Annotated in this window: 26 protein-coding genes and 1 riboswitch; of the genes, 9 read left to right on the top strand and 17 right to left on the bottom strand. The window is 63.4% G+C overall.

Going from position 1 to position 26,125, the window contains the following annotated elements; translation table 11 throughout:
* Positions 1-94: 94 nt before the first annotated feature.
* Positions 95-1,207 (bottom strand): 4-hydroxyphenylpyruvate dioxygenase, encoded by a 1,113-nt coding sequence (hppD, locus tag GEV02_RS11135; protein WP_008444050.1) that lies wholly within the window; start codon positions 1,205-1,207, stop codon positions 95-97.
* 126 nt (positions 1,208-1,333) lie between these two features.
* On the opposite strand from hppD, the gene GEV02_RS11130 reads away from it, so the two are divergent.
* Genes GEV02_RS11130 through GEV02_RS11120 form a run of 3 tightly spaced genes read left to right on the top strand, consistent with a single transcriptional unit; the run spans position 1,334 to position 3,280 of the window.
* On the top strand, positions 1,334-1,855 hold the full coding sequence (locus tag GEV02_RS11130) for an Lrp/AsnC family transcriptional regulator (RefSeq protein ID WP_008444048.1): 522 nt from the start codon (positions 1,334-1,336) through the stop codon (positions 1,853-1,855).
* Positions 1,856-1,907: 52 nt separating this feature from the next.
* The gene (locus GEV02_RS11125) at positions 1,908-2,363 is read left to right on the top strand and encodes a DUF6932 family protein (RefSeq protein ID WP_408014847.1); all 456 of its coding nucleotides are present in this window, start codon (positions 1,908-1,910) and stop codon (positions 2,361-2,363) included.
* The gene (locus GEV02_RS11120) at positions 2,360-3,280 is read left to right on the top strand and encodes a hypothetical protein (protein ID WP_152838023.1); all 921 of its coding nucleotides are present in this window, start codon (positions 2,360-2,362) and stop codon (positions 3,278-3,280) included. Before GEV02_RS11125 ends, GEV02_RS11120 begins: the two co-directional genes overlap by 4 nt.
* 44 nt (positions 3,281-3,324) lie before the next feature.
* On the opposite strand, the gene dsbD is transcribed toward GEV02_RS11120, so the two are convergent.
* The 11 genes from dsbD to GEV02_RS11065 form a co-directional block, all read right to left on the bottom strand.
* On the bottom strand, positions 3,325-5,103 hold the full coding sequence (gene dsbD, locus GEV02_RS11115; RefSeq protein ID WP_152838022.1) for a protein-disulfide reductase DsbD: 1,779 nt from the start codon (positions 5,101-5,103) through the stop codon (positions 3,325-3,327).
* An 11-nt stretch (positions 5,104-5,114) separates the two neighbouring features.
* On the bottom strand, positions 5,115-6,011 hold the full coding sequence (locus tag GEV02_RS11110; protein ID WP_152838021.1) for an FAD:protein FMN transferase: 897 nt from the start codon (positions 6,009-6,011) through the stop codon (positions 5,115-5,117).
* 7 nt (positions 6,012-6,018) lie between these two features.
* A complete protein-coding gene (locus tag GEV02_RS11105; protein WP_152838020.1) occupies positions 6,019-7,161 on the bottom strand; it encodes a DUF3570 domain-containing protein in 1,143 nt (380 codons plus the stop codon).
* Positions 7,162-7,169: 8 nt separating this feature from the next.
* Entirely contained in the window at positions 7,170-7,385 is a 216-nt protein-coding gene (locus GEV02_RS11100; protein WP_152838019.1) for a DUF4266 domain-containing protein, read from the bottom strand.
* Positions 7,382-7,882 carry a TlpA family protein disulfide reductase gene (locus GEV02_RS11095; RefSeq protein WP_152838018.1) on the bottom strand — a complete coding sequence of 167 codons (501 nt, stop codon included), beginning with the start codon at positions 7,880-7,882 and terminating at the stop codon, positions 7,382-7,384. The genes GEV02_RS11100 and GEV02_RS11095 overlap by 4 nt, the downstream gene beginning before the upstream one ends.
* A gap of 1 nt (position 7,883) precedes the next feature.
* A complete protein-coding gene (locus GEV02_RS11090) occupies positions 7,884-10,025 on the bottom strand; it encodes a choice-of-anchor D domain-containing protein (RefSeq protein ID WP_152838017.1) in 2,142 nt (713 codons plus the stop codon).
* 33 nt (positions 10,026-10,058) lie between these two features.
* A complete protein-coding gene (mrtJ, locus tag GEV02_RS11085; RefSeq protein ID WP_152838016.1) occupies positions 10,059-10,415 on the bottom strand; it encodes a JDVT-CTERM system glutamic-type intramembrane protease MrtJ in 357 nt (118 codons plus the stop codon).
* Between the two features lie 95 nt (positions 10,416-10,510).
* Positions 10,511-11,182 carry a GNAT family N-acetyltransferase gene (locus tag GEV02_RS11080; RefSeq protein ID WP_152807808.1) on the bottom strand — a complete coding sequence of 224 codons (672 nt, stop codon included), beginning with the start codon at positions 11,180-11,182 and terminating at the stop codon, positions 10,511-10,513.
* The gene (locus GEV02_RS11075; RefSeq protein ID WP_152838090.1) at positions 11,179-12,450 is read right to left on the bottom strand and encodes a multifunctional CCA addition/repair protein; all 1,272 of its coding nucleotides are present in this window, start codon (positions 12,448-12,450) and stop codon (positions 11,179-11,181) included. Before GEV02_RS11075 ends, GEV02_RS11080 begins: the two co-directional genes overlap by 4 nt.
* Positions 12,451-12,455: 5 nt before the next feature.
* Positions 12,456-13,172, bottom strand: coding sequence for a glutathione S-transferase family protein (locus tag GEV02_RS11070; RefSeq protein ID WP_152838015.1), 717 nt, complete (start codon positions 13,170-13,172; stop codon positions 12,456-12,458).
* Between the two features lie 25 nt (positions 13,173-13,197).
* Positions 13,198-15,177: a lytic transglycosylase domain-containing protein gene (locus GEV02_RS11065; protein ID WP_152838014.1), complete on the bottom strand. Its 1,980-nt coding sequence runs from the start codon at positions 15,175-15,177 to the stop codon at positions 13,198-13,200.
* A 92-nt stretch (positions 15,178-15,269) separates the two neighbouring features.
* On the opposite strand from GEV02_RS11065, the gene GEV02_RS11060 reads away from it, so the two are divergent.
* Positions 15,270-15,809, top strand: a complete 540-nt coding sequence (locus GEV02_RS11060; RefSeq protein WP_152838013.1) for a 5-formyltetrahydrofolate cyclo-ligase — start codon at positions 15,270-15,272, stop codon at positions 15,807-15,809.
* Here the strand turns inward: GEV02_RS11060 and metF are convergent.
* The 3 genes from metF to ahcY form a co-directional block, all read right to left on the bottom strand.
* Positions 15,801-16,628 (bottom strand): methylenetetrahydrofolate reductase [NAD(P)H], encoded by an 828-nt coding sequence (gene metF, locus GEV02_RS11055; protein ID WP_152838012.1) that lies wholly within the window; start codon positions 16,626-16,628, stop codon positions 15,801-15,803. The two genes, GEV02_RS11060 and metF, sit on opposite strands and share 9 nt — an antisense overlap.
* Positions 16,621-16,971 carry a phage holin family protein gene (locus GEV02_RS11050; RefSeq protein WP_008444023.1) on the bottom strand — a complete coding sequence of 117 codons (351 nt, stop codon included), beginning with the start codon at positions 16,969-16,971 and terminating at the stop codon, positions 16,621-16,623. The genes metF and GEV02_RS11050 overlap by 8 nt, the downstream gene beginning before the upstream one ends.
* A 77-nt stretch (positions 16,972-17,048) precedes the next feature.
* Entirely contained in the window at positions 17,049-18,476 is a 1,428-nt protein-coding gene (ahcY, locus tag GEV02_RS11045) for an adenosylhomocysteinase (protein WP_152838011.1), read from the bottom strand.
* Between the two features lie 28 nt (positions 18,477-18,504).
* Positions 18,505-18,573, bottom strand: a riboswitch (S-adenosyl-L-homocysteine riboswitch).
* A gap of 122 nt (positions 18,574-18,695) precedes the next feature.
* Between ahcY and GEV02_RS11040 the strand changes: the two genes are divergently transcribed.
* Positions 18,696-19,001, top strand: a complete 306-nt coding sequence (locus GEV02_RS11040) for a hypothetical protein (protein WP_152838010.1) — start codon at positions 18,696-18,698, stop codon at positions 18,999-19,001.
* Between the two features lie 58 nt (positions 19,002-19,059).
* On the opposite strand, the gene metK is transcribed toward GEV02_RS11040, so the two are convergent.
* Positions 19,060-20,226 (bottom strand): methionine adenosyltransferase, encoded by a 1,167-nt coding sequence (metK, locus tag GEV02_RS11035; protein WP_070271456.1) that lies wholly within the window; start codon positions 20,224-20,226, stop codon positions 19,060-19,062.
* Positions 20,227-20,421: 195 nt separating this feature from the next.
* Between metK and GEV02_RS11030 the strand changes: the two genes are divergently transcribed.
* The 3 genes from GEV02_RS11030 to dapF are packed head-to-tail and all read left to right on the top strand — an operon-like array spanning position 20,422 to position 23,037.
* Complete coding sequence (locus GEV02_RS11030; protein ID WP_152838009.1) at positions 20,422-21,285, top strand: lysophospholipid acyltransferase family protein; 864 nt, start codon at positions 20,422-20,424, stop codon at positions 21,283-21,285.
* Positions 21,282-22,160: an LpxL/LpxP family acyltransferase gene (locus tag GEV02_RS11025; protein ID WP_152838008.1), complete on the top strand. Its 879-nt coding sequence runs from the start codon at positions 21,282-21,284 to the stop codon at positions 22,158-22,160. The genes GEV02_RS11030 and GEV02_RS11025 overlap by 4 nt, the downstream gene beginning before the upstream one ends.
* Before the next feature lie 13 nt (positions 22,161-22,173).
* Entirely contained in the window at positions 22,174-23,037 is an 864-nt protein-coding gene (gene dapF, locus GEV02_RS11020) for a diaminopimelate epimerase (RefSeq protein WP_152838007.1), read from the top strand.
* An 18-nt stretch (positions 23,038-23,055) separates the two neighbouring features.
* On the opposite strand, the gene GEV02_RS11015 is transcribed toward dapF, so the two are convergent.
* Positions 23,056-24,633: an SEL1-like repeat protein gene (locus GEV02_RS11015; RefSeq protein ID WP_174999053.1), complete on the bottom strand. Its 1,578-nt coding sequence runs from the start codon at positions 24,631-24,633 to the stop codon at positions 23,056-23,058.
* 423 nt (positions 24,634-25,056) lie between these two features.
* Here GEV02_RS11015 and GEV02_RS11010 point away from each other — a divergent pair, with 423 nt between their 5' ends.
* A complete protein-coding gene (locus GEV02_RS11010) occupies positions 25,057-26,112 on the top strand; it encodes a porin (protein WP_152838005.1) in 1,056 nt (351 codons plus the stop codon).
* The last annotated feature ends 13 nt before the right edge of the window (positions 26,113-26,125 follow it).

Below are 26,125 nucleotides of genomic sequence, written 5' to 3'. Positions count from 1 at the left end.
TGGAGACGGCGGAGCGGAAAAATGTGGTTTTTTATAGGGTACCACAGGCCTGCGTCCCGTTCTGTGCGGGACTGCCGGCTTTACACCCTTGTTCTTATGCGGCGGTAGGATCTTTCAGCACGCCGCGCTTGATCTGATCCAGCTCGATCGATTCGAACAGCGCGCGGAAGTTACCCTCGCCGAAGCCCTGGTCGCCCTTGCGCTGGATGATCTCGAAGAAGATCGGGCCGATCACGTTCTGGCTGAAGATTTGCAGCAGCAGTTCGCGTTCGGTCTCGTTGCTATGGCCGTCGATCAGGATGCGCAGGCGGCGCAGGTCTTCCAGCGACTCGCCGTGGTTAGGCAGGCGGCGGTTGACCAACTCATAGTAGGTCTCGATCGTGTCCTGGAAGGCGATGCCGGTTTTCTTCATGCCTTCGACAGACGAGTAGATGTCGTCGGTGCCCAGCGCGATGTGCTGGATGCCTTCGCCGTGGTATTCGTCCAGATATTCCGCGATCTGCGATTTGTCGTCCGACGATTCGTTGATCGGGATGCGCACTTTGCCGCACGGCGAAGTCATGGCTTTCGACTTCAGGCCAGTCAGCTTGCCTTCGATGTCGAAGTAGCGCACTTCGCGGAAGTTGAACATCTTCTCGTAGAAGTCCGCCCATTCCTTCATGCGGCCGCGGTGGACGTTGTTGGTCAGGTGGTCGATATAGGTCAGGCCATGGCCGACCGGATTGGCGACCGCGCCAGGGATGGCGACGAAGTCCACGTCGTAGATGCTGATGTCGCCGATGGCGCCTTGCTCGCCACCGTTCTTGCCGCGCCAGCGGTCGACCAGGTAGATCAGCGAATCGCCCACGCCTTTGATGGCGGGGATGTTCAGCTCCATCGGGCCGGTCTTGTTATCGAAGCCCCAGGCGCCCTGCTCCAGCGCGCGCTTGTAGGCGAACGCGGAATCCTGCACGCGGATCGCGATGGCGCACACGGACGGGCCGTGGTGGCGGGCGAAACGCTGAGCGAAGGAGTCCTGCTCGGCGTTGATCAGGAAATTGATGTCGCCCTGGCGATACAGGGTGACATCCTTGTGGCGGTGACGGGCGATAGCGGTAAAGCCCATGCTCTCGAACAGCGCGCCCAGAGCCTTCGGATCGGGTGCTGCGTATTCGACAAACTCAAAACCATCGGTACCCATCGGGTTATCCCAAGGCGTAAATTTCATGCGAGTCTCCTTCTTTGAATAGCGCACAGTATAGTCCCGGTCTGCCAGCATTAAATTGCAAACAATTCCCATGCATCGCGGTTCTGCGCAATAATATTGCCTGAGCCATGAATTATTGAGGTATTTATGACCAAAATTGCGCTGGACAAAACTGACCGTAAAATTTTGTCAATTTTGCAGGCCGACGGCCGGCTGTCGAACCAGGATGTGGCGGAGCTGGTGGCCTTGTCGCCGTCGCCCTGCCTGCGCCGCATCAAGCGGCTGGAGGAGGCGGGCGTGATCCGTCAATATGTGGCGCTGCTGGACCCGGACAAGATCGGCCTGGGGCTGCTGGCCTACGTCAACGTGCGGCTGGAGAAGCACAGCGAAGCGGCGGCGCACAGCAACGCCCGCGCGCTGGGCGCGCCGAACGCGCCGGTATCGCCGCGCGCGGATTTCGCGGTGTCGGTGGAGCAGTGGCCGGAGGTGGTGGCCTGCTATGCGATGACGGGTGAGATGGATTATCTGCTGCGGGTGCACGTGGAAGACATGGACCACTTCTCGCGCTTCATGATGGCGACACTGCTGCGCCACCCGGCGGTGCTGGACGTGAAATCCTCGTTCGCCCTGCAGCGCATCAAGGACACCACCGCGCTACCGCTGGTATAACATAATCCGTGCTTGCCTAAATAGTGGAACTTCAGCGAATGGATTCTACACATTGAAGAAAGCAGACTTCCCTCCGCTCCTACCCGCTGGAATCCATGTACTTACCATGGCTGAACTTCAGGCGCTCACCGTGACCCCGTTCTTGGCGGATGCTCGACGCGCCCTATTATTTGCGTCATTCCAACAATGGGTTCAAAAACTTCAGGCTTTACATGTACAGGCTATACTTTGGATAGACGGGTCTTTTTTGACGTCAAAGTATGGCCCAGATGACATTGACTGCATGATGTGGGATCCTGCTACGACCACGAATCTCACCAATGAACAGTGGGTGGAAGTTCGAGAACTTACCGATCGGAATGCAGCAAAAATTAGATTCGGCCTGGACCTATACGTGGAGAAGCCAGACGAAAAGGATAGACTGCACCGACAGGCATATTTTCGCGGTTTGTTCGGCTTCCAGCACGATGAAAAGACGCCGAAGGGATTTGTGGAGTTGAAAATATGAGCATAGATTTTTTGAAGAGGCATGCTCAAACGCTCAGTGAATTCGCTGCGGCTACTGACGCACGCGTCAGCATGAATCCTGGGGATCATTGGCTGGCGATTGCTGCGAACAATCAGCGACAGGCAGCCAGCGATGCAATGCAAACCCTCGCGGTTGCTTATGCTCAAGAAGCCGGCGAATTGATGGATCTGCGATTTATTGGCCCGCGAGCAAATGGATCGATTTCTCTAGACGCCTTTATCAAGATCGCAGATCCCTTATCTAAAGCCTGGAAGGCCGCAGCCTATCGTATTCGGCACGGTTTGTCTGAAGGACGCGTTGGCAAGGAAATAGCGGATATATTAAATCTTAAACTAGCAGGCATCGCAGGTGGTTCAACTCGTGTATTGGTAACCGGAAATACAACCACAGACCTTTCCGGAGAAAGCCTTCTACAGTCCACCTTGCAGCAGACTTTTCGACTACTCACAGCAAAAAACGACGAGTTTTATGACGCCGTTGACGCTGTTGGTGGTAAGGCTGCCCACTATTTTGGCGATGCGATGCGTGAAATTAGCGGTGCGGGCATGTCTGCAGAATTTACTTGGCACTCCTTGGCTGGCAAACATACTTGGCAAGGCAGCTCTGATGAAATTAAGCGAATCCGAACTCTACTTGCTGCTGTAGCAGAACCGGTAACGTACACAGAAAATATCTCGGGTAGCGTGTCCGGGATAACCGACACGGGGAAACTTGAGCTTCGAACTTTTGAGGGCAAGGTGATGGTGCGATTTCCTCTCGACCTCACTGAAAAAGTTCAGCATTTATCGATAGCAAAGCTCACTAATCTTCACGTGAGTACTACTAAGTATAGAGATGCAATTGCTAAGAGAGATGTGTTCAGACGATTACTCATCGACATCTCAGATCCCTCTTAGACTCTTGATCGACAGCGCGTTAATGTCCTGGTGTTTGATGCACTTCAGGAAATGTTATGACGTGCCAGGTGCTGCAGGAAGGGATCGGCGGCCAGGAACCCGATCACGCGGCTGTTCGGAATCTCCTTGCCGTCGTTGAAGAGGATGATGCCCGGCGGCCCGAATAAGCCGAAGCGCCTCATCAACGCTTTATCGTCGGCGCTGTTGGCGGTGACATCCACCTGTATCAAACGCACCTGCTTCAACTTGCCGCTGACGGCCGGCTTGGAGAAAGTGAAGCGCTCCATCTCCTTGCAGGACACGCACCAGTCGGCGTAGAAATCCAGCATCACCGGCGTGGTGCTCGACGCCAGCACCTGATCCAGCTCGGCCACGGTCTTGATGCGGCTGAAGCGGATCTCATCTCCGGCCGGAGCCGCGCCCTCGGTGCGGGCGAGGCTCAGATGCCCCAGCGGTTGCAGTACATCGCGGCCGGCGCTGGCGGCGCCCGCCAGTTCAAACAAACCACCGACCAGGAACGCCAGCCCCAGCGTCTTGCCGACGTATGCGCCCAGGCCCGCCTTGGCGCTGGCGGACAGCGGCTCCAGCACATGCAGGAACACGGCGCACAGCAACGCAAACACGCCCCACAATGCCATCATCACCGTCACCGGAAACACCGGCGTCACCATCCAGATGGCGACCGCGATCAGCAGCAGGCCGAAGATCTTCTTCACACCGTTCATCCACGCGCCGGCACGCGGCAGCAGGCTGCCGGCCGAAATCCCCGTCAGCAGCAGCGGCACGCTCATGCCGACCGCCATCGAGAACAAGGCCCAGCCACCGGTCCAGACATTGCGCGTCTGGCTGATGTAGAGCAGCGCACCGGCCAACGGCCCAGCCACGCACGGCCCAACGATCAAGGCCGACAACGCGCCCATAACGAACACGCCGGCGAACCGCCCGCCGCCCATGTTGCCGCTGGTGGCGCTCAAGCGGCTTTGCAGGGCGCTCGGCAGCTGCAACTGGTAGACGTCGAACATCGACAAGGCCAGGCCAACCAGCAGCGCGCCAAAGGTCAGCAGCACCCACGGCTTTTGCAGCGCACCGGCCAGCCCTTCGCCAGCCAAACCAGCAGCCACGCCCAGCGAGGTGTAGACCAGCGCCATGCCCAGGCAATAAGCCAGCGCCAGCGAGAAGCCACGGCCACGCGACACCGCCCCCTCGCCCACGATGATCGAAGACAGGATGGGCACCATCGGCAGCACGCACGGCGTGAACGACAGCAGCAGGCCGAAGGCGAGGAAGGCCAGGCCGATGCGCCACGCGCTGCCGCTTTGCAGCGTGCGCTGGGCGAGAGAACTATCGTCTTCATGGGCGGGCGCTGCGGCAGGTGCATCAACCGCCACCAGCTTGCCCGGCGCCGACGGATCGACGCGATAACTCTGCGTCGCGGGCGAGTAGCACAGGCCCGCATCCGCGCAGCCCTGATAGCCCACTTGCAGCGTGAACGCAGCAGCAGCCGTCAGCGGCAGACTGACCACCAGGCTATCCTGGTAAGTCTCCATCTCCTTGTTGAAGTTGGCGTCGAACTTGCGCAGCCCTGCCGGCAGCGCCGGTGCTGCAATCTGCGCGCCATCCGCCTTGAAACTCAAACGGTCGCGGTACAGGTGATACCCCGGCGCGATTGCCCACGACAACCGCACAGTATGCGCATCCACCAACTCGCCCTTGAGCTGGAAAGCCTGCTCCGGCTCCAGAAAATCATCCGCCCGTGCGCCGGTAGCCAGCGCGATCACCGCCACCAGCATCGCCATCAGACGCGTCCTCCAATTGTTCATCATCTCTATCCTATTCAAACATCCCTGAACAGCATCTGCCCCTGATCGTCCACAGCCAGATACCCCATGTCCGACGCATTCAAAAAACTCAAACCATCTTCCTGCTTCAGCATCGCGATGGTCGAACAGCTGCCGGCCGCAGTCGCCATCGGCGCCAGCACGCTGACCGAGCGCCAGTAACGCACCGGCATGCCATCGCGCGGATCGAGGATGTGACAGTAGCGCTGCCCACCCAGTTCGAAGTAACGCTCGTAATCGCCGCTGGTGGCCAGCGCACCATGGCTGACCGGAATGCTGGCGATCACACTATCTGGATCGCGCGGATCCTGGATGCCGATACTCCACGGCTGCCCGTTCAGACGCGGGCCGATGAAGCGCATGTCGCCGCCCAGATTTACGTAGCCATGCCGCACGCCTGCATCGGCCAGCAGCGCCGCTGCGCGGTCCGCCGCATACTCCTTGCCGAAGCCGCCGAAATCGATCTCCATTCCGGCCCGCCGCAGATACACATGCTCGACGCCGCAATCGACCTTGTCCCAGCCGACCAGCGCCAGCAAGGGCTCCAGTACCTCCTTGCGCGGCACCACGGGCTTACGAAAATCCCAGGCCCGCCGCAGCACACCGGAGGTGATGTCGAACAGTCCCTCGCTGGCGCCGTGCAGCGCCGCCGCGTATCCGATCAGCGACATCGTCTCGTCGTCGCAGCGCACCGCCTCCTTGCCTGCCGCAGCATTGATGCGCGAGACGATGCTGTCCGGCCGGTAGCGCGAATACTTGGTCTCGATACGCCGCACCTCGTCCATGGCCTGCTGCGCCAGCAGCGCCGCCATGTGCGCGTCCGGAGCGGAAAACCGCAACTCGCAACGGCTGGCCATTGCTTCGAACGTGGTGCGATGAATTGCGTCTACCATTTTGCGTCTACCACTGCCGGTTGATCGCTATCTGTATCGTCTGCGCCCGCAGCGCATCCAGGCCCGGGCTGCCGTCATGAAACAGCCTCCAGCTACCACGCTGCTGATACACCGATGCCTTCACATCGATGGACCACAGCTTGTCCAACTGCTTGCTGACCTTGAGCCCCAACGTCACAGCGCCAAAACCGGAAAGGCGCTGGTCGGCCGACATATAGCCGGTGCCGTTGTACCCGGGCGGGAACGGCGCCCCAAGCTTGGCGTCGTATAGAGGATCGTAGTAGAAGCTTGCCGCGCTCTGGGAATACAACCGCACCTCCGGCGTCACCGTCCAGCCCTGCGAAAGCGGCTGCACATACTCGGCGTCCAGCGTATGTCCACGCACGCCGAAGCTGTCGCTGTAGTAGCGGTAGGACAGCCGGCTGGTGCCGCCAGTCGATGCAAGATGATGGTTCCAACGCGCCAGCAGCGTAGTCTCGTTGCGGCTGCGCGGGCGATTGTCCAGCGCCTTGTACGGATCGGAGAAATAGCCTTCACCCTGGCCGTGCGTCAGCGTCAGCTGGGCGATGTCGTTGGCGGTCAGCACCTGCGTCACGCCCAGCAGCAGACTGTTGGTGCGCTTCTTCTCGTTGCTGACGATCTTGTTGACCGGGTCGATGCGATCATCCGCGTGGCCTATGCCGACGGTCCACGTGGTGTTCTTGCTTTCGCTTTCCAGGCTGCCTTGCAACGACAGCGCGCGCGACACATAGTCATGCTCGGTCGAATACGCCGCGCCGACGGTCACGGTGCCCCGCTCGAAATAGCGCGTGGCCGACGCATCGCCCGCAATGCGGTGGTCCTGCATGTGCGAAGCGCCCGAGATGGCCGTGTGATAGCGCGGCGAAGCACCCGACACATCGTCCGACACCAGCGATGCGCCGATGCTCCACACCCCCGACACCGGCGCCGTAATCGCCACCGACGGCGAATGCACGTTGATGCGGTCCAGGCCGGACTGGCTGTCCTTGTAGTTCAAATAGCCCAGCGTGATGCTGCCGTTGGCCGGCGGCGTTTCGGCATGTGCCTGCACACCGGGCAGCAGCATCGCCGCCGTCATGATGGAGGCGGCCAGGCCACGCCCGGATGCCTTGTCTTCGTTGCTCGTCATGGTGGTCCTCAATTGCAGCCGCAACCGCCGCCACCCACACCGGCGCCGCCGGACGAAGCCTCGCGGCTGGTGTAGATATGGTCGTCGAAGCGTGTGAACATATGGCCGTCGTTAAACGTCATCTCGGTGCGCGCCAGCGTGCCCTTTTCCCACGGCTGCACATTACCCAGCGAGGCGCAGCCGGAAAGGCCGGCCGCAAGCGCGATCAACAGCAGCGTTTTCATTTGACGGCTCCCAGTGCGTTTTGGATTTTGTTTTCCAGCTCGGCGCGGTCGGCATCGCGGAAGCCGGAATGCTCCAGCAGCACCTTGCCGTCGGGGCCTATCAGCACGCTGCTCGGCATGCCTTTGATGCCGTAGCTGCGCGGCGTAGCGCCCTGCGGGTCGAAGCCGATGGCGAAGCGCGCCGGCGTCGTGCTCAGGAACTGGCGCGCGTCGGCGCTGTTGGCGTCGACGTTGACGCCGACGATCTGCAAGCCCTTGGCGCCGTACTTGGCCTGCATCTCATTCATCCACGGGAAGGACTGCCGGCACGGACCGCACCACGAGGCCCAGAAGTCCACGTACACCACCTTGCCCTGCAGCCTGGCCAGCTTCACCGCGCCGTCCAATCCTTGCAGGTCGAACTGCGGTGCGGCGGCGCCCTTCTCCAGCGCCCAGGCAGGAGCGGCGCTCAACGCTGCGGCCACGGCCAGCAGCATGACGATCGATTGCGATTTCATCTCAGCCTCCAACACGTTTGGACTGCCTGCGGCGCCAGCCAATGGCGATAGCCGCTGCGATCACCAGGAACACCATCATCGGATCGTTGACGTCATCCGATGCCGAGCAACCGCCGCCGCCCCGATTCGACGGCGCGGCATTGGCCGCTGCTGCCGTGCCCTGGCCGCTCAGCGCGATGGTCCAGCTGCTGCCTGCGACGCTGGACTGTATCGCCACGTTGCCGCTGCTGCTGCCTGCATTCACCGGCGTGTAGCCCACCACCAGATCGCAGGAAGCGCCAGGGGCCAGCGTGACCGGGAAGGCCGCGCAGCCGGTGCTGTCCGCCACGGCCGCGAAGGGACCGGTGTAGTCGGCGCTGGCCAGCGTGACGGCGGTGCTGCCGCTGTTGGTCAGCGTGAAGCGGCGCGTCGGCGTAGTGGCGCCGATAACGACGGCGCCGAAATCAAAACTCTGCGGCGCAATCGTCAGCGACGGAGTGGTGATAACGACAGCGACGCCGTTGCCGCTCAAGGCCAGGTGGAATTGCGCGCCGCCGTCCGTCACCAGCAACAGGTCCGCGCTGCGCGCGCCCGCGGCGGTGGGCTTCAACGCGGTGGTCAGCGTGCAGCTGCCGCCGGGAGCGACCGAGCCACCAGCAACGCAACTGCCGCCGAGGACGAAGTCGCCTGGCTGGTTGCCGCCCAGCGTCAGCGTGGAGATGGTCAGCGACGCATTGCCGCTGTTGGACAGCGTCGTCGTATGTACCGCCGCGCTGCTGCCTACCTGCGTATCGGCGAAAACAATCGGGCCGGCTTCGGACAGTAGCGGCGTCGCGGTGGCCTGTTTGGTGCCGGTACCCGTGATGCCCACTTGCAGCGCCGCTGCATTCGAGCTGACTGCCAGCGCAGCCGATACCGCGCCCTCCGCCGTCGGCGCGAAACGCACCGGCACCGCGCAGCTGGCGCCCACCGCCAGGGTTGAGCCGCAATCGCTGGCACCCAGACTGAAGCTGGCTGCACTCGCGACGCTCAAACCGATCTTGCTGAAGCTGATGGCCACGTTGCCGGTGTTGGCCAGCGTGACCGTCTGCGACACGGCGGCCGCGCCGATGGTCTGCGTGCCGAAGGCGATGGCCGACGGCGTCGCCGTCAACGCCGGTGCAGGCGTGGCGGCCACGCCGGACACACCGACCGTCGCATTGCCGTTGGATGCATTGGAAGCTAGCGTCAGGCTGGCGGTGAACGCGCCCGCAGCCACGGGCAGCGCTTGCAGCGTGACCGTGCAGTTTCCGCCTGCAGGCACCGGCGCTGCGACCGCGCAGCTGCCGCCCTGCGTAATGATGCCGGCATTGGCGCCGCCCAGCGCGATGGAGGTGAAGTTCAACGCAGCCGTTCCGCTGTTGCTGACAGTGATAGTCGATACGAGCGACGGAGTGCCCGTCAACAGCGTGCCGAAATTAACGCTGGCCGCAGACAGCGCGATGGTGGCCTGCGGCGTGGCGTTGCCGGTGCCGCTAAGCGCAACGCTGCTGCTGCCGCCGGTGGCGTTGTGCGTAATGGTCAGCGACGCCGCGCGTGCACCCGCAGCCGTCGGCTTGAAGCTGGCTTGCACGGTGCAGCTGGCGCCCGCCGCGACGGCGAGACCGTTGGCGCAAGTGCCGCCGGCGACGCTGAAGTCGCCCGCCGCCGCGCCGCCGATGGAGATGGTGCCGATATTGAGCGCGGCATTGCCGGTGTTGCTCAAGGTGGCTGCCAACGGGCCTGCCGTCTGGCCGATGGTGGTACCGCTGAAGGTCAGGCTGGCCGGCGCCAGCGAGGCTGCCGGCGCCGCGACCACATTGGGGTTGCCGATGAAGGCCGCCAGGTCGGCCAGTTCCGCCGCGCTGAATTTGCCGTTGTACAGGCCACCCATGCCGCCCTTGTTGTTGGCGATGGCGTTCTGTATCACGGACGGCTGGTTCGCCGCAGCCAGGATGCCGTTGACGTTATTCGCCGGCGAGGCACTGTGGCAGGTGGCGCACGAGGCGCCGCCGCCCACCGGCCCGCTCAGATACAGGCTCTTGCCGTTCAAGGCATCGGCCGCGTTGGCGCCCAGCCCCATCACACCGACCAGCAGAACCGCAGTCCATCGCAGCCGGAATACCCTTGATAACAAGCCTGTCATGACACTCTCCTGAAGTTTGATCTGAAAATTGATCTATAAGCCGCAGACAGAGATCGCAAAGGCATTCATGGCGCTGTGCGCCAGCGCGCACCAGGTCCAGCTTCGGCTGCGCTGGTAGAGCAGCGCCAGCGCCAGTCCCGGCGCCAGCACCGCCAGCGCATGCTGCCAGCCGGAGCCCAGGTGCAGCAGGCCGAAAACCGCCGTCGACACCAGTACCGGGCCGGCGCGCGTCAAAGGCAGGCCGCCGTTGTTGGCCGCCAGCTGGCGCGTCATCCACTCCTGCAGCCCGGCCCTGACCACACACTCCTCCAGCGCAGGCGAGAGCAACAGCAAGCGTAAGCAGACGGCGAAGTCCGGCTGCTGCAACTGCGTGCTGCAAAAATAAGTCATCGACGACACGGGATTAGTGGGTTTTGCTGCCGGTTGCGTATCTTGTCCGACCGTTCATACCCGGCCGCGCAGCAAAGGTTCTAGCGGGGAGAGATTTATTTTCGGCCGGTGAGACGGTCGAACCATTTCGCGGCGATGCGCTTGTTGGCTTTGAGGGTGTAGTCCAGCGTGGCGAATTGCTCGTCCAGCGCTTCCTGCAGCATGCTGGCCGGATTGGCCGGCAGCAGTTTCAGATAGGCGTCCGCTTCGCCGTAGTCGCGATGGATTTCCATGCCGGCTTTTTTCGCGATGTGCATCATCGTCTTGTTGGACGACAGGCAGTGCATGTACAGCGTGTCGACATCGTTGTTGCGGCAGTGGATGGCGGCGCGTTCGAACAGCTTGGAGCCGATGCCCAGGCCACGCGCAGAACGGCTGACCGATACGCCGAACTCCGCGACCCTGTCTTTCTCGGTGATGGCGCTCTTGGACTCATCACGCGGCGCGAACGCCAGGTGGCCGACCGCCACCAGCTTGAACATGCGGTTGTACACGCCGAACACCATGTCCCGCGAGAAGGCTATGCGGTTGACGTAGTTCTCCACCTGCTCGTCAGGCAGCACGGTGCCGAAGCGCAGCAGGCGGTCGCTGTCTTCCAGCCCGATGAAGTGCTTGACCATGCGCCGCCTATCACGCTCGCGCAGTTCCTTGACCAGCACCGTCGGGCGGCGCTTGCCATCCTTGCCCCAACGGCGCAGCGGATTCTGGAACAGGTCGATGGAGCTCATGGTATCGGCATGCCCCCCTCGTCCTCGCCGTCGGCGTCGCCGGCACGCAGCGCCACCTTCACCGCCATCACCCGTGCTCGATGCACCAGCTCCGGAATGCGCTGCGGGTTGGCCGCGCAGCCTTGCGCGATCTCGCCGGCATTGACGCCGCGTGCCGCAGCCAGCGCCATTTCAAGGTAAGCCAATTGCGGGAAGGGCGCGTCGCGGAAGCTGGCGCTCGGACCGATGCGCCCGCGTGAATCGCATTCGGTCGCCAACAGCATCTGCGAGAAGCGCGCCGGCTTGCGGAAGGCGTCGCAGCGTTCGAACAGAGTGACGATGGTGTTGGGCCGCAGCTGCAAGGCGCGGCCGACGTTGCCATGCTCACGCGCCGTCATCACGGCCAGGTCGCGGCATTCGGTCGGCACCTTGAGGCGCTTGCACACCTGCTCCACCAGCTTGACCCCCAGGCCTTCGTGGCCATGGTGCGCAGGCCAGTTTTCCGGCGGCGTGGCGCCCTTGCCCAGGTCATGCATCAGGCAGGCGAAGCGCGTGGCCAGTTCGTGGCCCGCTTCCGCCGCGCAGTCGATCACCTGCAGCATGTGCATGCCGGTGTCGATTTCGGGATGCCACTTCTCCGGCTGCGGCACGCCCCACAGCACGTCCAGCTCCGGCAGGATGCGCGCCAGCGCGCCGCAGTCGCGCAGCACTTCCAGCATGCGCGAGGGCTTGTGCTCCATCAGGCCGCGCGCCAGCTCCTGCCATACGCGCTCCGGCACCAGCGCGTCGACTTCGCCCTGCTCCACCATCTGCCGCATCAGCGCATTGGTTTCCGGCGCCACGCGGAAGTCGCTGAAGCGGGCGGCGAAACGGGCCACGCGCAGGATGCGCACCGGGTCTTCGGCAAACGCTTCGGAGACGTGGCGGAAAATGCGCAGCTCCAGATCGCGCCTGCCGCCGTATGGGTCGGTGAGCGTGCCGTCGTCGGCGCGGGCGATGGCGTTGATGGTCAGGTCGCGGCGTACCAGGTCGTCTTCCAGCGTGACATCGGGCGAGGTGTGGAACACAAAACCCTTGTAGCCCGGCGCGGTCTTGCGTTCGGTGCGGGCCAGCGCATATTCTTCCTGCGTCTTCGGATGCAGGAACACCGGGAAGTCCTTGCCGACCGGGCGGAAGCCCTTGGCCAGCATGTCGTCCGGCGTGGCGCCGACGACGACGTGATCGTGGTCCTTGACCGGCAGGCCAAGCAGTTCATCGCGCACGGCGCCGCCGACTACATAAATCCGCATCATCGTCAGTCCGGCATTTCGGCGTCGTGCTTGGGCGCCGTTTCGGTTTCGGCCATCGCCTCTTCGACCCAGCGCGCCACGGCGGGATGGGCCAGCACGCGTTGGCAGTAGGCGTCCAGCGCGGGCGCCAGCGATACGCCGTAGGTGCGGAAGCGCAGCACCACCGGAGCGTAGTAGGCGTCGGCGATGGAGAAATCGCCGAACAGGAACTGGTGGTGGCCGAAGCGGGACAGGCACTCTTCCCAGATTTCGCTGATGCGGCCGATGTCGGCCTGGGTGCCGTTGGTGCGGCCCTTGCCCGGATAGCTGGCGCGGATGTTCATCGACATCGAGGTGCGCAGGTCGGCGAAGCCGGCGTGCATCTCGGCGCATACCGAGCGCGCCATCGCGCGCGCGGCCACGTCCTGCGGCCACAGGTGCAGTTCCGGGAACTGCTCGGCGAGGTATTCGCAGATCGCCAGGCTGTCCCAGATCGTCATCTCGCCGGCCAGCAGCACCGGCACGCGGCCGCTGGCGGAGTAGCCACAGATGCGGTTGGCGGTGTCGTCCTGGTCCAGCAGCACGCGCACTTCCTGGAACGGAATGCCGAAGGCGGTCATCGCCACCCACGGACGCATCGACCACGACGAATAGTTCTTGTTGCCGATGACGAGCGTCAGGCCCGGCTCGCGCGCGGCGGCCAGGGTTTGCGACAGGCTGGGATCTAGTTGTGTGGTCTGCATGATGCGTCCAAGGTTGGTGTGGTGTTTAGCGCGAGCCAAAGCTCGACTCCTGCTGTTCCTGTTCGGTGTAGCCGCGCGGCGCGACGGTGCCCAGCCGCGCCTTCAGCGACTGCGGGCGGCCTTCGAACAGGGCCGCGTAGTAGGTCGTATTCGACATCACGTTCTTGACGTAGGTGCGGGTTTCGACGAACGGGATCGATTCGATGAAGACCGCGCTGTCCATCGGCTTGACCAGCGTCGAACGCCACGAGCGCAGGCGGCCCGGCCCGGCGTTGTAGGCGGCGGTGGCCAGCACCTGCGAGCCGTCCATATTCCCGAGCACCATGTTGAGGTAGTTCGCGCCCAGCAGGATGTTGGTGCGCACGTCGCTCAGCATGTCCTGCGCAAAGTCGGCCAGGCCGATCTTCTTGGCCACCCAGCGGCCGGTGGACGGCATCACCTGCATCAGGCCCGAAGCGCCGACGTGCGACTGCGCGTCCATGATGAAGCGCGACTCTTGCCGTATCAGGCCGTACACCCAGGCCTTGTCCAGGCCCAGCGTCTGCGTGGTCGGGTGCATGATGTCGATGTGCGGCGACGGGAAGCGCTGCGTGTAGTCGACCTGGATGCGCGTGCGGTCCGAGGTGTTGACCATGCGGTCGAGGATATTGTTCTGGCGCGCGAATTCGGCGGCGGCCAGGTGTTCGCGTTCGCTCAGGCCGCGCAGACCCCAGTTCCATTCGCGCGTGCCTTCGAAGCGCAGGCGCATGCTGAAGAACTTGATGGCGCGCTGGAAGTTGGGGTTGGCGGCGATAGGCGCGATTTCGGACTGGCCGATCGGCAGGCCAGGCAGCGGGATGGTAATCAGCTTGCCGGTTTCTTCCAGCGCCAGCTGGCCGTAGAAGTTGGACTGGTCGGCGATGCTGCGGAACAGCTGCGCCGCTTCGCCGGTGGCCTGGATGGCGCCCGACTGCGCCATCAGCGAGCGGCCCAGCCAGTAGACCCAGGCCGGATCGGCGCGCAGCGACGACGGCATGGAGCGGATGTTCTTCTCCACCTGCTTCCAGTCGCCATTGCGCAGCGCGATGCGGGTCTTCCATTGAATCTGGTCGATGGACAGCGCGGCGCCGTTCGATTTCTGCCAGTACTCGGTGGTGTCCTGCGACAGCGAATACGACGATTGCAGCGCCACGGCGGCCCACGCCTCCTGCTGTTCCTGCGGGCTCAGTTTGGAGGCGGCCTTGTTCAGCGCCAGCACCGCCAGCTTGGTGCTGGTCTTGGCCATGCGGCCGATGGCGACCACGTAGATCTCATGTTCGACGCGGCCGCTGCCCACGCCCTTGGCCAGCGCGATGGCCGGCAGGTCGACCGCCTGCACCGCCTTCTTCTCGTTCCCGCCCAACAGCGCGACGATGCGGCGCGCCTGGCCGGTGGCGTTGTACTCGCCGGACAGGCGCAGCTGCGCATACAGGTCGTCGATGTTGAACTGGCCGGCCTGGTACAGCGTGGCGATCAGGCCGGCGCATGGCTCGCCGTAGCCGTTCGGCGCGGTGAGCAGCTCGCGCGCTTCGCCGGCCACCTTCTGCCCCTTGAGCGCGCGCGATTGCAGCGCGTAGCATTTGACCTGGGTGTCGTCGTTCAACACGAACAGCGGCAGCTGCTCGTCGAAGGTGGCCCAGTCGCGCTTGCGGCCCAGGTCCAGCAGCCAGTCGTTGCGCAGGCGGTCGACGATGGCCTGGCCTTCGTAGCGCTTCATGAAATCGCGGATTTCAGCGGACGAAGCATCCTTCAGGCGCGGTTTCAGCCGATAATAATCGACGTAAGACGGAATGGAATAATCGCCCAGGCGGGCGGCGTAGAAGTCGGCCTTGGAGGCGTCGTCCTGGCGCACGGCGTCGCGCAGCAGCAGGAAGGAATCGTCCGCCCTGCGGCCGTCGTCACCCAGGTCGTCGGCATGGGCCAGGGAGGTGAATGCCACGGCGGTCATCGCGGCGGCGCCGGCTATCCATTTCAAAGCGGAAATCAATGTGCAACTCTCTATAGTCTTGAAAATCTGAACCTATGACCAGCGACCCTAGAATACCACGCGCCACGACGGAACCACCAGCCCCGGCCCCTATGGCGAAGGCTGATTTACGCAAGCAGCTGCTGGCCGCGCGGCGCGCGCTGGATGCGTCCACGCGCGCCGCGTGGGACCGCGAGATCGGCGAACAGGTGATCGCATGGTGGCAGGCCGCGCAACCGGCGGCGCTGGGCGTGTACTGGCCGCTGCGCGACGAGCCGGATCTGCAGCCGGCCTACGCGCAGCTGGAGCGCCTGGGCGCGCGGCTGCTGCTGCCGGTGGTGGTGGAAAAACATGCGGCGCTGGAGTTTGCCGAATGGCGCATCGGCGAGGACATGGTCAAGGATGCGATGGGAGTGGCGGTGCCGGCCGACCTGCGTTTGCAGCAGGCGTATCCGCCGGCGTTGCTGGTGCCTTGCCTGGGTTTCAGCCCGCAAGGCTACCGGCTTGGATATGGCGGCGGTTTCTACGACCGCACGCTGGCGCGCTCACCGCGCCCGCAGACACTGGGCATAGCCTACCAGTGCCTGCAGGTGCGGTTCGACAGCGACGGTCACGATGTGGCGCTGGACCGCATCGTCACCGAATTAAACTAAGCGCTGCCACAACGCGGTGGTAGCCGCGGCCTGGTTCATGCTGTAGAAGTGCAGACCGGGCGCGCCGCCCGCCAGCAGGCGTTCGCACAACGCCGTCACCACGTCCAGGCCGAAGGCCTTGATCGAGGCGCTGTCGTCGCCGAAGCTGGCCAGCTTCAATCGCACCCAGCGCGGAATCTCGGCGCCGCACATGTCCGAGAAGCGCATCAGCTGCGTGTAGTTCGTGATCGGCATGATGCCGGCCACGATAGGCACGTCGATGCCCATCTTGCGGGTCTGCTCGACGAACTGGAAGTAGGCGTCGGCGTTGTAGAAGTACTGGGTGATGGCGGCATTGGCGCCGGCCTTCACCTTGCGTTCGAACGCCAGCAGGTCGTCCTGCGGCGACTTGGCCTGCGGGTGCACTTCCGGGTAGGCCGCCACTTCGATGTGGAACCACTCGCCGGTCTCCTGGCGGATGAACTCCACCAGCTCGTTCGCGTAACGGAACTCGCCGGCCGCGCCGTAGCCGCTCGGCAGATCGCCGCGCAGCGCGACGATGCGCTTGATGTTGTGGGCCTTGAATTCCGTGAGGATCTCGCGGATCGACTCGCGCGTGCCGCCGACGCATGACAGGTGGGGCGCCGCGTCTTCACCGGCGGCGAGGATTTCCACCACGGTGTCGAGCGTGCCGCGCTGCGTGCTGCCGCCGGCGCCGAAGGTCACGGAAAAATATTTGGGTTTGAGCTCGGACAGCTTGGCGCGCGTGACGCGCAGCTTTTCCGCACCCTCCGCCGTCTTGGGCGGAAAGAACTCGATACTGAAATTATGATTAGCCATCTGACTTCTTCAAAAGTAAGGTAGACAGGGCCCAGGAAATCACGCTGTACAACAGTGCGCCGCCGATCGCCGAAGCGAAGCTGTCGACGTGGAAGCCGTCCACCCATTGGGCGACCAGCCAGAACATGAAGCCGTTGATGATGAAAATGAACAGGCCCAGCGACACCAGGGTCACGGGCAATGTCAGCAACAGCAGCACGGGGCGTATCAGCGTATTGACCAGGCCCAGTACAAGAGCCGCGACGAGGGCTGCGCCTATGCTTGTGACATCGACGGAATGCATCAGGTAGGGAACTGCCAGCAAGGCAATTGCATTGATTAACCAGGTAAGGACCAAACGCATATGAGGAACTCGCTGCAAAAAAGGACTGGATAAAAACGGGGCCGGCTAATTTGCCGGCCCCGCTTCATACCGGCAGATTAGTAACGGTAGTGGTCTGGCTTGTACGGACCGGCTTGCGTCACGCCGATGTAGGCCGCTTGCTCTTCGGTCAGCACGGTCAGCTGCGCGTTCAGTTTCTTCAACTGCAGGCGCGCGACTTTTTCATCCAGGTGCTTAGGCAGCACGTACACGCCGACCGGGTACTTGTCGGTGTTGGCGTACAGCTCGATCTGGGCGATGGTCTGGTTGGCGAACGACGACGACATCACGTACGACGGATGGCCGGTGCCGCAACCCAGGTTCACCAGGCGGCCTTCGGCCAGCAGGATGATGCGTTTGCCCGACGGGAAGATCACGTGGTCGACCTGTGGCTTGATGTTTTCCCAGGTGTACTTCTTCAGCGCGGCGACATCGATCTCGTTGTCGAAGTGGCCGATGTTGCAGACGATGGCCTGGTCCTTCATGGCCAGCATGTGCTTCTCGGTCAGGATGTGATAGTTGCCGGTGCAGGTGACGAAGATGTCGCCGTGTTCGGCAGCGTAGTCCATGGTCACGACGCGGTAGCCTTCCATCGCGGCCTGCAGTGCGCAGATCGGATCGATTTCGGTGACCCACACTTGCGCCGACAGTGCGCGCATGGCCTGGGCCGAACCCTTGCCGACGTCACCGTAGCCGGCGATCACGGCGACTTTACCGGCGATCATCACGTCGGTGGCGCGCTTGATGCCGTCGACCAGCGATTCGCGGCAGCCGTACAGGTTGTCGAACTTGGACTTGGTGACGGAGTCGTTGACGTTGATCGCAGGGAAGGCCAGCTTGCCTTCTTTATGCATCTGGTACAGGCGGTGCACGCCGGTGGTGGTTTCCTCGGTCACGCCCAGGATCTGCGGCAGACGCTTGGAGTACCACGACGGATCGATGGCCAGGTGGGCCTTGATGGCGTTGAACAGGCAGATCTCTTCTTCCGAGCCTGGGTTGGCCAGGACCGAGATATCTTTTTCAGCGCGCGCGCCCAGGTGCAGCAGCAGCGTGGCGTCGCCGCCGTCGTCCAGGATCATGTTCGAGTAGACCGCGTTGCCCGAAGCGTCGGCTGGCCATTCGAAGATGCGGTGGGTGTAGTCCCAGTATTCGTCCAGGGTTTCGCCCTTGATGGCGAACACCGGGGTGCCGGCGGCGGCGATGGCGGCGGCGGCGTGGTCCTGGGTCGAGTAGATGTTGCACGAAGCCCAGCGGACCTTGGCGCCCAGCGCTTCCAGCGTCTGGATCAGCACGGCGGTCTGGATGGTCATGTGCAGCGAACCGGTGATGCGCGCGCCCTTCAGCGGCTGGGATGCGGCGAATTCCTCGCGGATCGCCATCAGGCCCGGCATTTCGGTTTCAGCAATCTTGATTTCTTTGTCGCCCCAGGCGGCCAGGGAAATGTCGGCTACCAGGTAGTCTTGTGCGGATTTGAGTACGGCGTTCATCACGCCCTCCTTTCATGTGTTGAAAAAAGTAACGTGAGCGCGGTTTGGGACTCCGAGCCTGGCGAATTCATGATTCGTCGCAACGCTCCTCGGAAGGCGCATTTTAGCACCGTTGCGTTGGAATGGTGAACTGCCCCGCCAATAAAGTGTCGTTTGAGGCGCATCAAATCGGCGACAAGCACGCCCCGCTACGCTGGATTTTTCAGGCGGTGATCCATCATGACTATCGATTCGCGCGATGCGATCTGGAATGAAGCCCAGGATCTGCTCTACCGCGCCAGCTATGCCAGCGAGCTCAAGACGGCCTTGCTGGCGCGCTGGGTATGGCTGGACAGCGTCACCAAGGTCGCGGTGGCGATTTCCTCGGGTGGTGCGGCGCTGGCCGGCCTCGTATTCTGGAAAAATAGCGACTATGCTTTTTTATGGCCGCCAAGAGCAGGAGAAACCATGATGCACAAAGACGATCCCCGCCGCAGATACGAACCGCCCAATCCCATCCCGCCGCCGCCGAAGCGGCCGACATAAGCGATCCAGATGCGACAACGCCCCGGCATGCGGGGCGTTGTCGTTGACTGCTAGCCGATTACTTCAGGCCGGCTGCGGCGCGCAGGATGGCGGCCTTGTCGGTGCGCTCCCACGTGAATTCCGGCTCTTCGCGGCCGAAGTGGCCGTAAGCGGCGGTCTTGGCGTAGATCGGACGCAGCAGGTCCAGCATCTGCACGATGCCTTTCGGACGCAGGTCGAAGTGCTCCATCACCAGCGCGGCGATCTTGTCGTCCGGGATCACGCCCGTGCCTTCGGTGTAGACCGTGATGTTGATCGGACGCGCCACGCCGATGGCGTAGCTGACCTGCACCTGGCACTGGCGCGCCAGACCTGCGGCCACCACGTTCTTGGCCACGTAGCGGGCGGCGTAGGCTGCCGAACGGTCCACTTTCGTAGGATCTTTGCCGGAGAACGCGCCGCCGCCGTGCGGGCTGGCGCCGCCGTAGGTGTCGACGATGATCTTGCGGCCGGTCAGGCCGCAATCGCCCTGAGGACCGCCGATGACGAAGCGGCCGGTCGGGTTGACCAGGTATTTGGTGTCGACCAGCCACTCGCGCGGCAGGACCTGCTTGATGATCTCTTCGATCACCGCTTCTTCAATCTGCTTGTGCTGCATTTCCGGCGCGTGCTGGGTCGACAGCACGACGGTGTCCACCGACACTGGACGGCCGTTGACGTAGCGCAGCGTGACCTGCGATTTGGCGTCCGGACGCAGCCATGGCAGGCGGCCATCCTTGCGCAGCTGCGACTGGCGCTCGACCAGGCGGTGCGCGTAGTGGATCGCGGCGGGCATCAGCTCGGCCGTTTCATCGCAGGCGTAGCCGAACATCAGGCCCTGGTCGCCAGCACCTTGATCCAGATCAATGCCCGCGCCTTCGTCCACGCCCTGGGCGATGTCCGGCGACTGCTTGTCGTAGGCCACCAGCACGGCGCAACCTTTGTAGTCGATGCCATAGTCGGTGTTGTCGTAGCCGATGCGTTTGATGGTTTCGCGTGCGACTTGAATATAATCAACGTTGGCGTGGGTGGTGATTTCACCGGCCAGCACGACCAGGCCGGTATTGCACAAGGTTTCGGCGGCAACACGGGCTTTCGGATCCTGCGCCAGGATGGCGTCCAGAATCGCGTCGGAAATTTGGTCGGCTACTTTATCCGGGTGACCTTCGGATACGGATTCGGAAGTGAAAAGATAATCGTTTGACATCGCAAGCTCCTGATACTGGTTGAGAATGTTTTGTCGCTAACCAATACGGCTTGCGACGCTTTAGCGACATTTATATTCCGCTTCGCAAGTTGTCTGTTAACTCAGCGGATACTCCATACGTGGTATTTTACGCTTCTTAAAAAATTTTGGCACGGCAACAGAGGCCAAAAGCTCCTTCTATTAGACGAATTACTCATGCTTGTTCCAATTTTTCGATTTTTTTCAATCTTCCCATTGCCGTTTTTGCACGCGATGGGGACCGTGCTGGGATGGCTGGTCTACCTGAGCTCGCCTTCCTATCGCCGCCGCATGCGCGATAACCTGGCGCAGGCGGGCTATTCCCGGCACCTGTCGGCCGCCATCGCCGAGGCCGGCAAGAGCATCGTCGAACTGCCCTTCATCTGGTGCGCCAAGCCCGAGCGCGTGTCGCGCCACGCCAGCGACGAGAACTGGGCCATCGTCCAGACCGAGCTGGATGCCGGCCGCGGCATCGTCTTCCTGACGCCCCACCTGGGCTGTTTTGAAATCGTCGCGCAGGAAATCGCCCTGCGCACCGAGTTGATGGTGATGTACCGTCCGCCAAAAAAGGAGGCGCTGAAGCCGCTGATCGAGGGCGCGCGCGCGCGCGACAACCTGCTGCTGGCGCCGGCCAATATGTCCGGCGTACGCATGCTGGCCAAATGCCTCAAGAAAGGCAAGCCGATCGGCCTGCTGCCGGACCAGGTGCCGCAGGAAGGCGAAGGCGTGTGGGCCACCTTCTTCGGCCGCGACGCTTACACCATGACGCTGCCCGCCAAGCTGGCGCAGCTGGGCGACGCCACCATCATCGTCACCTACGCCGAGCGCCTGCCTGGCGGTAAAGGCTATGTGATCCGCTTCGTGCCCTTCGACGGCACGCTGGACGGCAGCGCCGCCGAACAGGCCCAGACCATCAACCACGCCATGGAGCGCCTGATCGCGCGCAGTCCCAGCCAGTACTTCTGGAGCTACAACCGCTACAAGGTGCCGGCCGGCATAGACGCGCCGACCCCGGCGCCAACGGCGGGAGAACAGGCATGAAGCTGCTGCTGGGGATTATGTGGCTGCTGCACTGGCTGCCGCTGCCGGTGCTGGGCCGTTTCGGCGACGCCGTCGGCAGCCTGCTGTTTCTGGTGATGCGTTCGCGCCGCCATATCACGCTGACCAATCTGCGCCTGTGCATGCCGGAGCTGAGCGAGGCCGAGCGCATCGGCATCGCCCGCCGCCACTTCCAGGCCTATTCGCGCAGCGTGTGGGAGCGCGGCATCCTGTGGTGGGCGTCGGAGGAAAGATTGAAGCGCCTGATCAAGGTCGAGCCGGGTCCGGTGCCGGTGGAGGAAATGACGTCCAGGCCGACCATCCTGCTGTGCCCGCACTTCGTCTGCCTGGACGTGGCCGGCGCCTCGATCGCCATGGTGACCAGCGCCTCGTCCATGTATGTGCAGCAAAAGAACGCCACCTTCGACAAGGTGCTGCGCGCCGGCCGCGCCCGCTTCCAGCCGGTCAAGCTGTTCACTCGCCAGGATGGCATCAAGCCCATCCTGCGCGCGCTGCGCGACAAGCTGCCCTACTTCATGCTGCCGGACATGGATTTCGGCGAGAAGGATGCCGAGTTCGTGCCCTTCTTCGGCATCGAGGCGGCCACGCTGACGGCCACCGCCCGCATCGCCGCCACCACCGGCGCCCAGGTGATGCCGGTGATCGCCACCTTCCTGCCCGATTACCAGGGCTGGCGTGTGAAATTCTATCCGGTGTGGGACAATTACCCTGGTCCCGACATGGTCGCCGCCACCCGCCGCATGAACGAGTTCATCGAGGAACGCGTGCGCGAAGCGCCGGCCGAATATTTCTGGACGCACAAACGGTTCAAGACGCGCCCGAACGGCGAACCTTCGCTGTACCAGCGTTCCGAATAAAACACAGGCACAGATGAAACTCAAATTCACCAAAATGCACGGCGCCGGCAATGACTTCGTGGTCATCGACGGCATCAACCAGCACATCGATTTCTCGCCCGCGCAATGGAAATTGCTGGGCGACCGGCGCTTCGGCGTCGGCGCCGACCAGATCCTGCTGGTGGAAAAGCCTACCCAGCCGGGCTGCGACTTCCGCTACCGCATCTTCAACGCCGACGGCGGCGAGGTCGAGCAGTGCGGCAACGGCTCGCGCGCCTTCGTCAAGTTCGTCTCGGAAAAAGGCCTGACCGCGCAGCGCAGCATCACCGTGGAAACCAAGGCCGGCGTGATCGCGCCACGCCTGGAGCTGGATGGCAGCATCACCGTCGACATGGGCGCCCCGGTGCTGGAACCGCAGCGCGTGCCCTTCGACGCCGAAGGCCTGCACGGCGAGCGCCTGGCCGACGATACGCTGTGGCCGCTGGTGCTGGAGTTGGGCGGCGCGCGCGAGAGCGTGCTGATGTCGGTGGTTTCGATGGGCAACCCGCACGCGGTGCAGGTGGTCGACGATGTCGACACCGCGCCGGTCGAGCTGACCGGTCCGCTGATCGAACATCATCCGCGCTTCCCCAACCGCGTCAACGCCGGCTTCATGCAGATCGTCGACCGCGGCCACATCCGCCTGCGCGTGTTCGAGCGCGGCGTCGGCGAAACCCTGGCTTGCGGCACCGGTTCGTGCGCGGCCGTGGTGGCCGGCATCCGCCGCGGCCTGCTCGACAGCCCGGTGCGCGTCGATGCGCGCGGCGGCCAGTTGTCGATCAGCTGGGCGGGCGTGGGCCAGCCGGTGCTGCTGACCGGCCCGGCGGTAACGGTGTTCGAAGGCGAGATCGAGATTTAAGCCGGCCCCTGCGCCGGCTCAGGCCGCCAGCCGGTCCTCGGCCGGCGGCACCCAGGTTTTCAGCCGGTACAGACGCTGGCGGTAATTCCCTTCCAGGCCCTCCGGGCCGTTGTCGAGCTGCTCGAACAGGCGGCCGATGCGGTCCAGCGCCTGCCGTTCGCGCGCGGTGCGCAGCAAGACCAGCCGCCGCTTGCTGCGGCCGTAGCTGGCACGGATGTCGACCACCAGGCAATGGCCCTGGTCGGCCGCCTTCACATCCAGCAGCAACGCTTCCGCCCGGCTCAGGCCGAACAGCTCGGCCAACTCCAGCCGCGCCGCCAGCAAAGGCTGGCTTTCCAATACTTCACGCGGCATGCCATTGAGTATGGCGTGGGCCCAGGCCGACGTCTTGGGCTCCGCGCCCACGCGCGCCAGCGCCGCCTCGGCCTCCCCGCAGCCCTGGGCCGCCGCCTTCTGCAGCCAGTAGGCGGCGCGCACGTCGCTGTTTTCATCGGTGCGGCGATTGCGCCATGCATACATGCCGCATTCCAGCTGCGCCAGGCCGTGGCCCATGTCGGCCGCCCGCTCCAGGTAGCCCTGGGCTTCCGCCACGCTGCGCTGGGAAAACTCCGGTTTCAGATAGATGCGCGACAAGGCGTACCAGGCCTCGGCCAGGCCCTGCTCGCCGGCCTGCGTCAGCCAGCGTATCGCGCGCTTGAAGTTGACGGCGGCAATGCCTTCTGCCTGCCGCTTGCCGTCGCCGTCCATGCGGGCGAACCACAGCCCCAGCGCCAGCTGGGCGTGGCGTTCGCCGCCGTAGGCGGCCAGTTCGCGGCAGTGGTGCAATTCGGCGCGGTGCTCGGGATGGTGGTCGTACAGCTCGGCGCAGCGCGCCAGCAAGGTCAGCTGGGCGGCCGCCAGCGGCCAGTCGGCCGCGCGGGCCGCTTCGGCATCGGCCGGGGCATCGGCCAGCAACTTGCGCGCCAGCGGCAACGCCCGTTGTAAAAACGCCGCGCGGTCGCCGTGCCAGGCTTGTTCCAGCACCGCGTACTGGGCGGCGGCCAGGCCGCTGTCGGCCGCCCGCGCCAGCCACTGCTGGCGGGCGCTGCCCCGGTGCGACGGTGGACTACCCTGGCCGCGCCTGGACGGTTGCGGCGCCGGCGACGCGGCCGTCGGCGGCTGCGCGCCGGACTGATGCGCCAGCAGCCATTGCGCCTCGGCCGAACCGGCGCGGGCGGCCGTCTCCAGCGCCTGCAGGGCCTTGTCGCGCAAATGCGACGCTTCGTTCCGCAACGCCGGCGACGCGGCTTGATTTAACACCAGTTGCGCCAGCACCAGGCCGGCCTGTTCGACGCCGGCATCGTAGGCGCGGTCGTACCAGGACAGCACGGCCGGCAGGCAGTGCTGGGCGTGCTCAAAGGGAACGTAGCTGCCGATCAACATCCAGGCTTCATCCTGCTCCTGCAGGGCGGCGCGGTTGAGCCAGTGCAGCGCCGTAGGCAGACTGAGCGGCAAGCTGGCGCCGCCGAACAGGTAGAGCTTGCCCAATGCCAGCTGGCATACCGCATCTCCCGCGCGGGCCCCCCTGATGATCCCTAATTCTTCGCGATTAGCCATCGTCTCACTATTAGTCCGATTCATGGAGCGGGCGGTGCAGCTACGCTGTCTGTGCAGGTTCCGGCGACCGTTGCTACTTATGAGTGTAGCGTGCGATCCGCGCCACACCCTAAATAATCTGCGGACGACTTTGATTTGGCACAAGCGCCCCACCCCGCTCCGCCCTGTACGCTAGAGCTGTTTTGATGCCTGAATGAAAGGAAATAATAGGAAAACAGGCACGAATGGCCTGTGAATCAAGCGTTTCAAAAATACAACAAGAAGCCCGGTTTCTTTGGCTTTCGACCAAAACTAGCCGTCATAATCAACCAATCCAGCGTGTTCCGCCCGGTCAGATATTAAGGTTCCTATCATCCGAGGGTCGAAGTACGCGATCCGCAAGCTTTGGAAGTATGCACGTTCACTCATAAAGGAATAACTCAAATGAAAAAATCTTTAGTGGCTCTGGCTCTCATGGGCGTTTTTGCTGGCGCATACGCGCAATCGTCCGTGACCATCTATGGCACTGTAGATGCAGGCATTTCCAAGCGCACTGGCACCACCACCCTGGTCGGCAAACGCGACAACAACAAACTCGGTTTCAAAGGCGTCGAAGACCTGGGCAGCGGCTTGAAAGCCATCTTCCAGCTGGAAATCCGCTACGAGCCGGACACCGGCACCATCGAAAACACTTCCGGCGCCAACAGCCGTCCGCTGTTCCAGGGCCAGAGCCGCGTCGGCCTGCAGGGCGACTTCGGTACCGTGCGTCTGGGCCGCGGCCTGACCGCCTTCCAGGAAACCAGCACCGCCTTCGAGCCATGGAGCGGCATGCCGGCCATCGCCGGCTACCAGACCGACCTGCAAGTGGCCGGCTACACCAGCGATCCGCTGAGCCAGGTCGGCAACTCGGCCAACCGCTTCTCGAACGCCGTGTTCTATAACACCCCTGTGATCGGCGGCATCTTCCAGTTCAACGCCACCGTGGCCGCCAAGGAAGCCAACAACAGCCCGGCCATCATCGGCAAGGGCACCGCCGCAGCGCCGCAGTTCGCCGCCAACGCCGCACCGCTGACCACGCCTTACTCGCTGAGCGCCACCGCCACCAACGGCCCGTTCGCCGCCTACGCCGCCTACGAGAAAAACGCCATCGAAACCAAACTGTGGTCGGTCGGCGCATCGTTCAAACCGATCAACGACCTGAAACTGATGGGTTCGTACCAGAAGCAGGACCAGGCCAACAGCACGCTGATCAACCCGATCACCAAAGCCTGGCTGTTGGGCGCCAACTACACCGTCGGCGCCGGCCTGGTGCGCTTCGGCTACGGCCAGAAGACCCCGGACAACAGCCTGAACAACCCGGCCCTGGTCAAGACCAAGCAAGCGTCGATCGGCTACGACTACAATCTGTCGGCCCGCACCTACCTGTATGTCGATGCCTCGAACAAGAAGGCAGCCACCACGCTGAATTTCTACAGCCTCGGTATCCACCACAACTTCTAAGCCGCGCAGTCGG

Origin of the sequence: Rugamonas aquatica, from assembly GCF_009380215.1 — a bacterium.
In the GTDB taxonomy this organism is placed as follows: Bacteria; Pseudomonadota; Gammaproteobacteria; order Burkholderiales; family Burkholderiaceae_D; genus Rugamonas; species Rugamonas aquatica_B.
Note: the sequence above shows the minus strand (reverse complement) of the source record. Positions and strands in the feature narration are given on the sequence as shown.